Genomic DNA, 12,463 nt, shown 5'->3' on the forward strand with positions numbered 1-12,463 from the left:
GGCGGACCGATCAATGTTGCCACCAACAAAGCCGGGATTTTTTGCGCCAGAACAAGTCCGCTCACTTCTTTACCGTGCCCGGCACACGCAATTCGGTGTGGCCGAAGTCCATCATGGTCCAGCGGCCGCCCCAGGTCAGGCCGGCGGCTTCGGCAGCGGCGCCGTAGAACTGGTAGCCGCGCATGGCCCACGGATCTTTTTCAGAAATCACCAGCTTGCCGTCGCGCAGGAAGGCGCAATCGGCCGCCAGCCCAAACTGGTGATAGCTCTGGAACGCCTTGGCATTGGTCACACCGGGACCGGCGGCGGCCAGCGCGTTCTGCCGCTCGGGACTGCGGTAGCCCTCGAGGATGGCCATGTCGTAGCCGTGCCGCTCCTTCATGATCTTGAACACCAGCAGCAGCCGCTGCGCAAACGCCGGATCCAGCAACTGCCAGTTGCGGTTGGCGCTGTCGAGCATGGGCAGCAGCAGCGTCACCTCGGCGGTGGTGAAAGCCAGCAGCGGCAGCGGCGCGGGCGCGGCCAGCTGTTCGCCTTGCAGCACGCCGGCGATCTGGTCGTTGATGGCTTGCGTGTCGCTGTCGTAGCCGGACAACATGCCGCGTCCGCTGAGCATCAGCGCCAGCAAAGGCGGCACCGTCACCAGCACGGAGGCGGCCAACAGCAGCAGATAGCGCCGCCGCACGAACAGCAGCACGCGCCGCAGCGAGCCGCCGGCGTCCCGTCCCAGCCCCGCCGCCTGCCGCGCGCCCTGCCGGTAACCGCCGCGCAAATGCTGTTCGATGCGGCGGCCGGCCGCGCTCAAGGACTGCACCACCACATCGCGGCCGGCGGGAAACAGCAACAACCAGGCGCAAAAACAGGCCGCCACGAAGAACAACAGCACAGAAAAGAGAAACATGGTGCGCTCCATCAAAACGGGCCGATGCGACAGACCGGACACTGCATCGTAGGCCGTTCGCAGCGACGCGACCTCGGCCAGATCAAATGGAGGGGGAATACCGTGGAAAAAACCAAACCTGATTTGCTGGCCGCCAGCGGCGCGCGGCGCCCTGTCGGCGGCAAGCGCATCCTGGCGCAACTGGAACATGGCACAAGGCCGGCAGCGCAGGCGGCGCGCGCCGCCGGCTGGACCATCGATGGCTGGACCATCGGCCTGTTCGCGTTGCTGCTGCTGATGTGCAGCGTGGCCTGGCTGATGCACGACAAGACCATCACGCCGAAGACCTTCCGGCGCGACTACAGCAGCGGCACCTCGCCAAGCATGCCTCGACACGTGACAGCGCGTGCATCGGCGCAGGAGCAGCCCGCAGCCATCGTGAACGAGGCCGCGCCGATGTCCAGCCCGGATGAGGAGCAAGCAGCCGTCCCGGCACCCAGCGCGGCGGGCGCGACAAGCGCCGCTGCCCGCTTCGATCACACGGCAGCGGCGATGCCAAGAACTGCCGCATCGCCGGCCAAAGCCACCGCATCGGCAACGCCGGCCGCACGGTCGGCAGCGACTGCGGCACCGGCCGCAGCCACAGCCGCCTCAGTGCAAGCCGGCGACACCGACGTCACCCTGCTGACCGCCCTGATGGCGCACGCCGGCAAGCCAGCCGCCGTCACACCCGAGCGTCCACGCGACGTGGTCGAACGTCAGGATGGCGACAGTACCGCCCAGCTGCTGGCCCGCTGCAAGCAACTGGGCCTGATCGAAGGCATGCTATGCCGCTCGCGCATCTGCTCCGGGCGCTGGGAGGCCGAAGCGGCCTGCCGCGCGCCCAGCCGCTGATCAGCCGCGCTTGGGAATCTCCAGACCCCGAACCACCGCCGGACGGTCGAGGAAAGCCGCCAGCACGCGCTGCACATTGCTGAACTGGTGGAACTCGACCAGCTCGCCTGCGCCGTAGTAATTCACCAGATTGCGCACCCACGGGAAGATGGCGATATCGGCGATGGTGTACTCGTCGCCCATGATCCACTTGCGGCCTTGCAGGCGCTGGTCCAGCACGCCCAGCAAACGCTTGGATTCGTTGATGTAGCGGTCACGCGGGCGCTTGTCCTCGTACTCCTTGCCGGCGAACTTGTGGAAGAAGCCGACCTGGCCGAACATCGGGCCAATGCCGCCCATCTGGAACATCAGCCACTGGATAGTTTCATAGCGGCCGGCGGCGTCATTCGGGATCAGCTGGCCGCTCTTGTCGGCCAGGTACAGCAGGATGGCGCCGGACTCGAACAACGGCAACGGCTTGCCATCCGGACCGTTCGGGTCGATGATGGCCGGGATCTTGTTGTTCGGGTTCAGCGACAGGAATTCCGGCGACATCTGGTCGTTATGGTCGAAGCTGACCAGATGCGGCTCGTAGGCCAGCCCGGTCTCTTCCAGCGCAATCGACACCTTCACGCCATTCGGCGTCGGCAGCGAATACAGCTGGATGCGCTCCGGATGCTGGGCCGGCCACTTGCCGGTGATAGGAAAGGTAGACAAATCGCTCATGGGACACTTTCAAAAGAAAATATCCGTCGATTATCTACGAACCACGCGAAACGTGCTGGCGAGGCCGCAAAGCGGGAAACAGGCGATTGGTGCGCGCTTTGTAGGCAGCATACTGCTCGCCAAAATGATCGAGCATCATCTGCTCCTCCCGCTCAATGCGGGCGAAATACAGGATCGAGAACGCCAGCAAAAACGCCGGGCCGACCACGAAATTAGCCAGCAACAGCAGCTGCGCGGTCGAGGTGAGGAACACGGCCGTGTACATCGGATGGCGCACCCGCTGGTAGACGCCCGTGCACACAAGAGCATGCGCATCCTGCACCTCCAGCTTGGGTGAAAACTGCCGCCCCAGATCGTGGTGCGAGCGCCAGAACAGGTACACGCCCAGCACTGCGGCCAGCGTGCCCAGCACGCCCTGCAAGGTGCTCGCCGCGTAATTCGCATAATCGAACCACGGCGTGCACAGGTACAGCACCGGCATGGTCACCGAGCCGGTGAACACCAGCAGCAGGTTGAAACGCTCCTTGCCGCTGTCGCGCGACTCGACCGGCTTACTCTTCTTGTTCCGATACTCCCACGGCCCGCGAATCAGCAGGCACAGGAGAATCATGGCGATAAAGATGTAGTCGAACATTCCCAAGTGATGCATGAACCGCGCTCCTATGGCTAGTCATAAACATCCTTGAAGGCGAGCATCTCCCTCAAGCGCTCTTCATTCTGCCGGGGGAAGCCGCAGCGGTCAATGAATCCATCGGTGTCCTTGAAGGTGCCAAACATCCGGTCCCAAATGGTCAAGTCACCGAAGTTGTACTTGTGAACGCCAAGTTGATGATGAATCGAATGCTGCTCCGGTCGCTGCAGGATCAACCCTACCCACTTCGGCGTGCGGATATTCGCATGATAAAAATACTCGCCGGCGGCCCCGAAGAACGAAGTCCAGGAGAGCATGCTCCCGAAAGTAGCGGTTCCAGATAAGCCCACCGACACCGATGAGCGTCAGCTGCATCACATTCATCAGCGTGGCCCGCAGATACCATCCACGCACGTGCGGCAACTCCCGGCCCGGCCGGATGCGTTCAAACCAGAAGAACGCCAGTGTCACGATGACGATCAACGATGCCGGCAACAGCTGTTCAACAAACTGTGCCGGCCAGAGTGCAAGGCTATAGTTCATTTGCCTCGAACCTCACGAATAGACATTTTAAAAACACCAACATGCCAGATATCGACTGCTTGAGCAAGCAACAAAATAAACGTTCAGTCATCCGACTTTCCCGCTACGGCTACATGCACTTTAAGCAAACGCACCGCCTCATCTGGTTATAATTTGTAAAAATAAATTCAAATGATGGAGGCGTGCATGTGGGGAACCGCCGTTGTCTTGACTGCTGCAGTTGTGGCCACGGCAAGCCCCGCCGCCGCTCCCGTCAAGATCGGCCTGCAAAGCGTGATCGCGCCGTTCGTGCTGTCAGATCATTCGTCGGGCCTGCTGGTAGATGTGTTGCGCGCGGCGTTCGAGTCGCAGCATATGGCGGTTGAATTTCGCTATCTCCCCAATGCACGCTTCGAAGACCAGTTCCGCCAGGGCCTGCTCGACGTCACCACCTCGTCTTCACCGCAACACTCTCAAGAAGGTTACCTGGGCCACTGGCCGGTCTCGCATTTTCAAAACATGGCCATCACCTTGCGCAGCAAGATCCCGGCCATGTCCACCGTCGCCGATCTGAAAAAATACCGTGTGACGGCGTTCCGCAATGCGCACAAGGTGCTGGGACCCGCCTACATTGCAGCAACGGCGGATAACCCGAACTATCGCGAAACCATCACCATGCCGTCGGGCGCCCTGTTCCTGGACCGCACCGATGTGATCATCTCGCAGCCGGATATTTTCCTGTACTACCTCAAGCAGCAATTGCCGCAGCGGAGGAACGCCGCCACCGAGTTGGCCTTCCACGACGTGCTGGGCCCCGGCCGGTATTATTGGATGCGCTTCCGCACCACGGAGCAGCGCGATGCGTTCGAGCGCGGCATCGAGCAGTTGTACACCAGCGGCGAGATCGACCGCATCCTGACCCGCTACCAGCGCGACTACGGCGTGACGCGCGACTTCTTCATCGCACTGGACTGCCGCTTCCGGCCACAGCTGGCCCCGCAGAAGTGCAAGAAGCTCAGCCAGGAATGGAGCAGTACGCCACAATGACTTTGCGCACGCGCAAAGCGGCAAACGCCAACTTCGGAACAATGAATGGATGCCCTTGAAGGAGCCACTCATGGAACCCGTGCCAAATGAATCGCGCCCTATTCCAGCGTATGATCACACCGAGCCCCGTCTTACGAAACTGGAGAAAGCTGTGACGGATCTACAGTGTGACAACGCGCTACTCAGGCAGCGAATGGATAGCGGCTTTGAGGCAGCTCAAATACAGCTTGCGCTGACTGAAGAAAAGTTGCGACGCGAATTCCACGAGGGTCTGCACGCCCTGGAGCAGCGCATGAACGCAAAAATCGAGGCGGAGTGTCAGCACCTGGAAAGCAAGTTCAGTAGCGAAATTCAAATCCTGGTCGCAAGGATGGATCGGCAGGATGCCAAGCTTGACCAACTCGCTAAATGGATGATTGGAGCGCAAGTGACTACGATGGCTTTTGTGGCCGGCATCGCCATCCAACTTTTCCTGCGCTGAAAGCGAAAAAGCCCAACCGCTAACGACAGCGGCTGGGCTTTTCTATGTTCTGGCTCCCCGACCTGGACTCGAACCAGGGACCTGCGGATTAACAGTCCGTCGCTCTACCGACTGAGCTATCAGGGAAAAGAGGCCGCATTATATACGGCCATTTTTCAGCTGTCTAGGCTGAACGGCAATTTCTTAGAAACCGCCGCGGAACTGCACGCCAAACTGGCGCGGCTCGTTGACGAAGCCGGTCAGGTTGTTGAAGTCAATGCCGCCAATGATGCGACGGGTGTTGGTGATGTTGCGGCCGAACGCTGCCACTTCATACTTGCCGCCATCCCAGTTGTAACCCACGCGCAGGCCGCCTTCCAGCATTTCTTTGCCGGTGAACTCCTTCGACTCGTACAGGAAGAAGTTGATCTTGCTGCGATACGACCAGTCGGTCAGCACGAACAGGTTGCCATCGGCCAGCGGGAAGTTGTAACGCGCGGTGGCGTTGACGATGTACTTCGCCGCTTGCGGCAGCGGATTGCCGTTGATCGCGGCCAGCTTGTTGACGATCGGGTCGGTCACGGTGCAGGTGCCGCAAGGCTGTGCGTACAAGCTCGGATCCTTGATCTCGGTGAAGTTGTACGAGCCGCTCAGGCTGACCTTGAAGTCCGGGGTCACGAAGCCTTCGATCTCGGCTTCCACGCCGCGGCCGGCGGTCTTGGCAGCATTGATCAGCTTGGTCACGTTGGCGTTGCCGCCGACCACGGTCAGCTGCTGGTTCTTGACGTCGTAGTTATACACGCTCAGCGACGCGCGGGCGCGGCGGTTGAACAGGTCAGCCTTGATGCCGGCTTCGACCGAGGTGATGGTCTCGGCATCGGCCACGGTGATCGGCACCGAGGACGAGGCAGCGGCGATCGACGGCGCGCGGAAACCGGTCGCTACGCGGCCGTAGGCGCTGATGTCCTTGTCGATCTTGTAGGTGCCGCTCAGGTCCCAGTTCGCTTTGTTCTTGCTCACGTCCACCGACTTCGGACCGATCTGGGTCACGTTCCAGGCGTTCACCGTGCGGAAGTCTTTTTGGTCGTGGGTGTAGCGCAGGCCGCCGCGCAGGGTGAAGTCGCTCGACACATCATAGGTCACCGAACCGAAGGCCGCGTAGGCGGTGTTGTTCTGGTGGCTGGTCAGGTCCGAGGTTTGCGCCTGGGTGGTGCTGTCGAAGTTGTCGCTGAAGCCGGTACCGCTTTCCTTGAAGTAGTACACGCCGGTCTGCCAGTTCAGCGGACCTGCGTTTTTCGACTCAACACGGAATTCCTGGCTGTACTGTTTCAGGTCGGTGATGCCGCCGGCGGTCTGCACCGGGAAGCGCGGCGGGTTGGCCGGCGAGCCGCCGTCGATGTCGCCACGGGTGTAGTAGTTGTCCACGCCTTCGTAGCCGGTGATCGAGAACAGCTTGACCGCGCCCAGGTCCCAGGTCAGGCGGGCGTTGGCGCCGTTGGTGCGCAGGTTCTGGAAGTTCAGGCCGTCGGTCGAGATCTTGGTGAAGTCGTAGCCGTCAGCGAAGTCGTTGGTGCCCTTCTTGATCAGGTTGGCGCGGAACAGGCGCGCGCTGCCGTCGGTGGTACGCGAGTGCACGTTGAACAGCGCGTTGAAGGTGGTGCTTGGCTTGTACAGGAACTGCACGCGCTCGGCGTGTTCGTTGTAGCCTTCCAGCGCATCGTTCTGCTTGGTATAGGTGTTGTCGACGAAGTCGTCGCGGTGCTGGCGCAGGGTCGATACGCGCATGGCCCACTCGCTCGACAGCGGGATGTTGGCGGCCGCTTCCACCGAGCTGGTTTTGTGGGTGGCGATCGAGGCGCTGTAGTAGCCTTCGATCTTGTCCAGGTTCGGCTTGGCCGATTCAAACTTCACCACGCCGGCCGGGGTGTTGCGGCCGAACAGGGTGCCTTGCGGGCCGCGCAGCACTTCCACGCCGGCCACGTCGAACACCGGGAAGCCTTTCAGGATGCCGTTCTCTTGCACCACGTCGTCGTACACCAGCGATACCGGCTGCGAAGCGAAGGTCGAGAAGTCGGTGTTGCCGTAGCCGCGGATGTAGAAGCGCGGGAAGGTACGGCCGTTCGACGATTCCACGTTCAGCGATGGCACTTTGCCGGCCAGGAAACGGATGTCCTGGCCGCCGGACAGCAGCACGTCCAGCTTTTCGTCTTTCAGCATGGTGACGGAAACTGGCACGTCCTTGATGTTTTCCGCGCGACGCTGGGCGGTCACGGTCACGGTTTCCAGTTGTGGCTCGGTGGTTTGCGCAATGGCAGCACCGATAGGCAATACGGCGCTCAGCGCCAGTACGCGCTTGTGCATCTTCGACAGTTTGATCATTCCAATTTCCCGATTAGGTAGTGTGCAAAGAGTTAAAAACAGTTGTCTCCTGCTCTCTCTTTTTTGTGCGTCCAGCGCTGGTAGCAGCTATCAATAATGCACTGACTTTTTTGAAAGGCGATATTGTCTTAGATTGATAGTGGGTATTGCAAGCTGAATATATCTTCACGCCGATTTACGGTTAGAAATTTGGTTTTACATATGTAAAAACTGAATATTCAGTGGTTTAGGCGCGCCGCACCAGCCTCACCATGATGATATCGGCAAGCTTGGCGGGATGGCAGGAGGCGGAAGGGAGAGGTGGCAATTGTAGGAAAATTGCCACAAAAACAGCGCGGCCAGCGCGAGGCTGGCCGTGGAATGGCGGGCTTACATGCCCAGGGATCTTAGCAATTCATCGGCATCGTGGTCGGCCGACGCTGCGGCCGACGACGCGCCGCCCGCCAGGTGCGCGGCGCGCTCCTGGTCCATCAGTGCGTCGGGATCGACGATCTCGCTGGAATCGAAGTCGCGCAGGCGGATGAACTCGGTGCGGTCGATCGCCAGCTCCAGGTAGAACACATTGCCGGTCTCGGTGTAGAAACTGACGCGGCGCATTTCCGGGCGGTCCAGCGGGGTGTCGACGCTGAGCACGATCTGCTTGTTCAGCACCAGCATCTTCGGCTGGTTCTGGGTAATGTTGGTTTGCAGCTCGCGCCGCACCTTGCCGGTGAAGTCGCCGACTATCTGGTTCATCAGCTCGCCCATGATGTTGGCCACCTCGTCCGAGGTGTGCGAGCTGGCCAGCTCCGATTTCGGCATGCCCATGTGCAGCATGTAGCGCTCGTAGATTTCCATCGCCGTGCCGGCGGCGAAATTCAGCACCACCAAGCCGGTAAAGCCGCCGTCAAACAACACGAAGCAGCCGATGTCGGGTTTGAGGCCGATCTTGGTAATGCGTTGCACCATGCCGGCGTAGTTCACCTGGCTCTGGGTGGCGGCGTTCAACACCTTGGTCACCGAATTGCACAGACTTTCCAGCAAGTCCTCGGTACCGTAGACCACCGCTTTGTTTTCGCTGCTCATAATCAACCTCTACTTATTTTTTTAAAGATGAAACGTGGTTTCCCATGATTCAGAATACCGAGTGGCAAGATTCTCGTCCATAGGAATCGCGTGTTTGTGTGAGATTTCGCCGCAAACTGCGCACAGGCAAGGCCCTAGCTTGCGCATCAATAAATCAACAATGGTGAAAATTGGAGAGATTAGCGAGCAATAATAAAGGCAAAATTGCTGTAAAACCCAAAGCAAGGAGCCGGCATGTCAGCACAAACCGCACTTCCCGCAAACAACCAGTACGTGGTCTCTTACATGCTGCTACGCCAGATGATAGGGGCTCTGGGGCTCGGCATGCCAATCTTCGTGCATGGCTGGGCCAAGATATTTTACGGAATCCCGCTGGCCAACTCCATCAGCGCCTACTATTACACCGTCATGCGCGACGAGTTCGTATCAACGCTCGTGTTGGTGGGCGTACTCCTGCTCTGCTATCGCGGCCCGTCGCGGATCGACAATGCAATTGCCAGTATTGCCGGAATTGCTGGTATCGGCATCGCCTTAAGCCCGATGTCGCAGGCTAGCGCTTGCGAAATACTAGGCAAGTTTTCGAATGTTTGCCAACTGCCGCCGAGCACGCATCCCAGTTATCACTTTATTTTCGTGGCGATCTTTTTCGCGCTGGTGTTTGTGCTGGTGTTTTTCCGCTTTCGCCTTCCAACGCCGGGAGCGCCGGCCGCCCGGAAAAACGCACGCAACAAGGTCTATTTCGCCTGCGGCATCGCCATGCTGGTGTCCTTCCTGATCATCGGCTTGATGAATCTGACGCACAACGAAGGATCAATTTTCTGGCCCGAGACCGTCGCCGTCATGGCCTTCGCCATAGCCTGGCTGACCAAGGGGCAAGCCATACTTAAAGGGTAAACAAACAAAGGAAACGTCATGGCAACGTGGACGCGCTGGACGCAGTCATCGCCCGGCAGTTCCACGCAATGTCATTGCATGCTGCCTTGCAGCATTTCCCCACTCATTTTTTCACCGTCCAAATGCAAAAAACCCAGCCTGTTAGGGCTGGGTTTTTAGTATTCTGGCTCCCCGACCTGGACTCGAACCAGGGACCTGCGGATTAACAGTCCGTCGCTCTACCGACTGAGCTATCAGGGAAGTGAGGCCAGAATTATAGCCGCTCAAATTGGATTTGGCTAATCTTTTTACGCCCCCGACGAAAATATGGCGCTTGACGCCCTTCGCTGGAAAAGTGACAATCGAATGGTTGCGCTATTCATTTAATAAAAATTCTGATGGTAATACCATCACGGGACGCCGCGGAGACATGATGACCCAAACCCCTACCAGCCCTTCGTCGGGCAAGCTTTCCCCGCTGGAGAAGATTGGCTACAGCCTCGGCGACCTGGCCGCCAATCTGATCTTCCAGACCCTGCTGACCTTCATCGCGTTCTTCTATACGGACGTCTACAAGATCCCGGCCACCGCCGCCGCCACCATCATCTTCATCGGCGGCCTGGCGGGCGCCTGCTTCAATCCCATCATGGGCCTGATCGCCGACCGCACCGCCACCCGCTGGGGCAAGTTCCGCCCGTGGCTGCTGTGGACCTCCGTGCCGTTCGGCCTGATCGCCATCCTTGCCTTCAGCACCCCGGACCTCGGCGACAACGGCAAGATCATCTACGCCACCCTGACCTACCTGGCGCTGCTGCTGATCTACTCGGCCAACAACCTGCCCTACTCGGCCCTGAGCGGCGTGCTGACCGGCAGCATGCAGGAGCGTAACAGCCTGTCGTCCTACCGCTTCGTGGCGGTGATGGTGGCCCAGCTGATCATCCAGGTGCTGCTGCTGCCGCTGGTGCTGATTCTCGGCGGCGGCGACAAGGTGATCGGCTTCCGCAACACCATGATGCTGTTCGCCGTCGCCGGCACCATCTGCTTCCTGATCGCCTTTGCCACCACCCGCGAGCGCATCGTGCCGACCGCCGAGCAGCGCTCCAGCATCGGCCAGGACGTGCTGGACCTGCTGCGCAACAAGCCGTGGGTAGTGATGCTGCTGCTGACCATCATGGTATTCATCACGCTGGCCCTGAAAGGCGGCCTGTACATCTACTACTTCAAGAACTACCTGAGCGAAGCGGCGCTGTCCGCCTTCCTCAAGGACATCGGCTTCATCAGCTTTATCGAGCACTTGAACGCTGCGCTCAACAGCATCGGCCTGACCAAGTTCCAGTGGCCGGAAGATCCCGCCACCTCGGCCTTCAGCCTGTTCAACGGCGCCGGCATCATCTGCATGATCATCGGCATCGGCTTCTCCAAGCCGCTGGCCGACCGCTTCGGCAAGCGCGATGTGTACGGCGCAGCGCTGCTGGTGTCCACCCTGTTCATGCTGGTCTTCTATGTGTTCCCGCCATCGTCGATCGGCCTGGTGTTCGGCGCGCAAATCCTGCACGGCTTCTTCTACGGCATCACCATCCCACTGCTGTGGGCCATGATTGCCGACGTCGCCGACTACTCGGAATGGAAAAACAACCGCCGCGCCACCGCGCTGCTGTTCTCGGCCATGATCTTCGGCCTCAAGGCCGGCCTCAGCATCGGCGGCGCGCTGGTTGCCGCGCTGTTGGCAGGCTATGGCTACGATGGCGCCCAGACCGTGCAGCCGCAGACGGTGGCAGACGGTATCCGCGTGTCGATCAGCCTGTACGCCTCGCTGCCGTTCCTGGTCGGCGTCGGCCTGCTGTACTTCTACGAAATCAACAAGGCGGCCGAGCGCACGATCGAACTGGATCTGCAAACCCGCCGCGCTCAACTTACTGCATAAGGCAAAACCATGTCCGAACAACTGACTCCAGCTGAAGAACAAGCACTGCTGCGCGCGATCTCGCAGCCGCTGGTCTCGCATATCTACACCGCCGACCCGTCGGCCCACGTGTTCAACGGCAAGCTCTACGTCTATCCATCGCACGACATCGAAGCGGGCATTCCGTTCAACGACAACGGCGACCACTTCGGTATGGAGGATTACCATGTGCTGTCGATGGATACGCCGGATGGCGAAGTCACCGACCACGGCGTGGCACTGCACATCAAAGATGTGGCATGGGCCGAGCGCCAGATGTGGGCGCCGGACGCGGCCACCAAAGATGGCAGATACTACCTGTACTTCCCGGCCAAGCGCGCCGACGGCATCTTCCAGATCGGCGTAGCGGTCGGCGACCAGCCGCAAGGCCCGTTCACGCCGGAGCCGGCCGCCATCGAGGGCAGCTATTCGATCGACCCGGCAGTGTTTGAAGACCAAGGCGAGCACTACATGTACTTCGGCGGCATCTGGGGCGGCCAGTTGCAGAAGTACCGCAACAACGAGTATGCAGCATCGAACGAAGAGCCTGCGGACGACCAGCCGGCCCTGACCGCCCGTGTGGCACGCCTGACGACCGACATGAAGCAGTTCGCCGAAGCGCCGCGCGCGGTGGTGATCCTGGACGAAAACGGCGAGCCGCTGCTGGCCGGCGACCACGACCGCCGCTACTTCGAAGGCCCGTGGATGCACAAGTACCAGGGCAAGTACTACTTCTCCTACTCGACCGGCGACACCCACTTCCTGTGCTACGCGGTGGGCGACAATCCATACGGCCCGTTCACCTACCAGGGCCAGATCCTGACGCCGGTGATCGGCTGGACCACGCACCACTCGATCGTGGAATTCGAAGGCCGCTGGTTCCTGTACTACCACGACAGCAGCCTGTCGAAGGGCATCACCCACCTGCGCTCGGTGAAGGTGACGGAATTGTTCTACGACGATAACGGCCGCATCAAGACCATCGACCCGTACGGCAAATAAGCGGCCGCAGCGCAGAAAGCCCACTCCGCCGAGTGGGCTTTTTTGTTATGTGACAAAATATCG

The 12,463-nt window shown here is 60.1% G+C and carries 12 protein-coding genes and 2 tRNA genes; 6 read left to right on the forward strand and 8 right to left on the reverse strand.

Annotated features, from left to right (window positions below):
• Nucleotides 1-61: 61 nt before the first annotated feature.
• Complete coding sequence (locus BMZ70_RS10875) at nucleotides 62-901, reverse strand: M15 family metallopeptidase (RefSeq protein ID WP_092277747.1); 840 nt, start codon at nucleotides 899-901, stop codon at nucleotides 62-64.
• 102 nt (nucleotides 902-1,003) lie between these two features.
• Here BMZ70_RS10875 and BMZ70_RS10880 point away from each other — a divergent pair, with 102 nt between their 5' ends.
• Entirely contained in the window at nucleotides 1,004-1,774 is a 771-nt protein-coding gene (locus BMZ70_RS10880) for a hypothetical protein (RefSeq protein ID WP_092273577.1), read from the forward strand.
• On the opposite strand, the gene BMZ70_RS10885 is transcribed toward BMZ70_RS10880, so the two are convergent.
• The 3 genes from BMZ70_RS10885 to BMZ70_RS28570 are packed head-to-tail and all read right to left on the reverse strand — an operon-like array spanning nucleotide 1,775 to nucleotide 3,427.
• The gene (locus BMZ70_RS10885) at nucleotides 1,775-2,479 is read right to left on the reverse strand and encodes a glutathione S-transferase N-terminal domain-containing protein (protein WP_092273580.1); all 705 of its coding nucleotides are present in this window, start codon (nucleotides 2,477-2,479) and stop codon (nucleotides 1,775-1,777) included.
• 34 nt (nucleotides 2,480-2,513) lie between these two features.
• Nucleotides 2,514-3,128 carry a protein-S-isoprenylcysteine O-methyltransferase gene (locus BMZ70_RS10890; RefSeq protein ID WP_092273582.1) on the reverse strand — a complete coding sequence of 205 codons (615 nt, stop codon included), beginning with the start codon at nucleotides 3,126-3,128 and terminating at the stop codon, nucleotides 2,514-2,516.
• Nucleotides 3,129-3,145: 17 nt separating this feature from the next.
• A complete protein-coding gene (locus tag BMZ70_RS28570; protein ID WP_207231511.1) occupies nucleotides 3,146-3,427 on the reverse strand; it encodes a sterol desaturase family protein in 282 nt (93 codons plus the stop codon).
• 433 nt (nucleotides 3,428-3,860) lie between these two features.
• Between BMZ70_RS28570 and BMZ70_RS10900 the strand changes: the two genes are divergently transcribed.
• Nucleotides 3,861-4,679 (forward strand): substrate-binding periplasmic protein, encoded by an 819-nt coding sequence (locus tag BMZ70_RS10900; protein ID WP_229205373.1) that lies wholly within the window; start codon nucleotides 3,861-3,863, stop codon nucleotides 4,677-4,679.
• A gap of 70 nt (nucleotides 4,680-4,749) precedes the next feature.
• Nucleotides 4,750-5,160, forward strand: a complete 411-nt coding sequence (locus BMZ70_RS10905) for a hypothetical protein (RefSeq protein WP_130300801.1) — start codon at nucleotides 4,750-4,752, stop codon at nucleotides 5,158-5,160.
• Nucleotides 5,161-5,210: 50 nt separating this feature from the next.
• Here the strand turns inward: BMZ70_RS10905 and BMZ70_RS10910 are convergent.
• From BMZ70_RS10910 to BMZ70_RS10920, 3 genes are all read right to left on the reverse strand, one after another.
• Nucleotides 5,211-5,286 (reverse strand) — tRNA-Asn (locus BMZ70_RS10910).
• Between the two features lie 57 nt (nucleotides 5,287-5,343).
• Nucleotides 5,344-7,518, reverse strand: a complete 2,175-nt coding sequence (locus BMZ70_RS10915) for a TonB-dependent receptor (RefSeq protein WP_092273590.1) — start codon at nucleotides 7,516-7,518, stop codon at nucleotides 5,344-5,346.
• A 369-nt stretch (nucleotides 7,519-7,887) separates the two neighbouring features.
• A complete protein-coding gene (locus tag BMZ70_RS10920) occupies nucleotides 7,888-8,583 on the reverse strand; it encodes a DUF3334 family protein (protein WP_092277749.1) in 696 nt (231 codons plus the stop codon).
• A gap of 234 nt (nucleotides 8,584-8,817) precedes the next feature.
• On the opposite strand from BMZ70_RS10920, the gene BMZ70_RS10925 reads away from it, so the two are divergent.
• Nucleotides 8,818-9,477, forward strand: coding sequence for a hypothetical protein (locus tag BMZ70_RS10925; protein ID WP_092273593.1), 660 nt, complete (start codon nucleotides 8,818-8,820; stop codon nucleotides 9,475-9,477).
• Between the two features lie 164 nt (nucleotides 9,478-9,641).
• On the opposite strand, the gene BMZ70_RS10930 is transcribed toward BMZ70_RS10925, so the two are convergent.
• Nucleotides 9,642-9,717: transfer RNA gene (locus tag BMZ70_RS10930), tRNA-Asn, on the reverse strand.
• A 169-nt stretch (nucleotides 9,718-9,886) separates the two neighbouring features.
• Between BMZ70_RS10930 and BMZ70_RS10935 the strand changes: the two genes are divergently transcribed.
• Together BMZ70_RS10935 and BMZ70_RS10940 are read left to right on the forward strand one after the other, a co-directional pair.
• Nucleotides 9,887-11,380: an MFS transporter gene (locus BMZ70_RS10935; RefSeq protein WP_229205374.1), complete on the forward strand. Its 1,494-nt coding sequence runs from the start codon at nucleotides 9,887-9,889 to the stop codon at nucleotides 11,378-11,380.
• Between the two features lie 9 nt (nucleotides 11,381-11,389).
• Nucleotides 11,390-12,400 (forward strand): glycoside hydrolase family 43 protein, encoded by a 1,011-nt coding sequence (locus BMZ70_RS10940; RefSeq protein WP_092273595.1) that lies wholly within the window; start codon nucleotides 11,390-11,392, stop codon nucleotides 12,398-12,400.
• The last annotated feature ends 63 nt before the right edge of the window (nucleotides 12,401-12,463 follow it).

Source organism: Duganella sp. CF402 (assembly GCF_900109645.1).
Lineage (GTDB): Bacteria > Pseudomonadota > Gammaproteobacteria > Burkholderiales > Burkholderiaceae_D > Rugamonas.

Excerpts from the sequence above, each read along its gene's own strand:
- BMZ70_RS10935 (WP_229205374.1), top strand. The coding sequence starts at position 9,887 with ATGATGACCCAAACCCCTACCAGCCCTTCGTCGGGCAAGCTTTCCCCG.
- BMZ70_RS10915 (WP_092273590.1), bottom strand. The coding sequence starts at position 7,518 with ATGATCAAACTGTCGAAGATGCACAAGCGCGTACTGGCGCTGAGCGCC.
- BMZ70_RS10940 (WP_092273595.1), top strand. The coding sequence starts at position 11,390 with ATGTCCGAACAACTGACTCCAGCTGAAGAACAAGCACTGCTGCGCGCG.
- BMZ70_RS10885 (WP_092273580.1), bottom strand. The coding sequence starts at position 2,479 with ATGAGCGATTTGTCTACCTTTCCTATCACCGGCAAGTGGCCGGCCCAG.
- BMZ70_RS10890 (WP_092273582.1), bottom strand. The coding sequence starts at position 3,128 with ATGCATCACTTGGGAATGTTCGACTACATCTTTATCGCCATGATTCTC.
- BMZ70_RS10925 (WP_092273593.1), top strand. The coding sequence starts at position 8,818 with ATGTCAGCACAAACCGCACTTCCCGCAAACAACCAGTACGTGGTCTCT.
- BMZ70_RS10905 (WP_130300801.1), top strand. The coding sequence starts at position 4,750 with ATGGAACCCGTGCCAAATGAATCGCGCCCTATTCCAGCGTATGATCAC.
- BMZ70_RS28570 (WP_207231511.1), bottom strand. The coding sequence starts at position 3,427 with ATGCTCTCCTGGACTTCGTTCTTCGGGGCCGCCGGCGAGTATTTTTAT.
- BMZ70_RS10875 (WP_092277747.1), bottom strand. The coding sequence starts at position 901 with ATGTTTCTCTTTTCTGTGCTGTTGTTCTTCGTGGCGGCCTGTTTTTGC.
- BMZ70_RS10920 (WP_092277749.1), bottom strand. The coding sequence starts at position 8,583 with ATGAGCAGCGAAAACAAAGCGGTGGTCTACGGTACCGAGGACTTGCTG.